This window comes from Oleiphilus sp. HI0123 (assembly GCF_001635315.1).
In genome coordinates this window covers 1-307 of record NZ_LWGE01000937.1, presented here as the reverse complement: position 1 = coordinate 307, position 307 = coordinate 1, and the positions used below count along the sequence as shown (strand labels likewise).

1 protein-coding gene is annotated in these 307 nt (G+C 52.4%); it reads right to left on the bottom strand.

Annotation, left to right across the window (positions count from 1 at the left end; translation table 11 throughout):
• Positions 1-307, bottom strand: a 307-nt coding sequence (locus tag A3761_RS27455) for a hypothetical protein (protein ID WP_197472969.1), incomplete at both ends; no start/stop codon positions are given.

Below are 307 nucleotides of genomic sequence, written 5' to 3'. Positions count from 1 at the left end.
GTGAATGCACCAGAACCCGTGTTGGAGCAATCGATAGGGTCTGATGAGGAGCTGCCCACGGTGCCGTCAGCGAAATCCATCGGTACAACGTTGGTAACACCGCCGCCAAAGCCAAAGTGACGCTCATCGGCAGAACCTTGTCCTAGACCAGGGATCTGGCTAGCACCGTTTTCAATAGTATTCTGCATTAAGCCAAGACCTTGTGCCGCAAGCTGTAAGCTTTGGAGGCTTGAAGCTGCTGCTTCTAGGGCTGTAAGGTTTTGAACAGTCGCATCAAGCGTTGGATTTCCGCTTGCATCGCCTAATG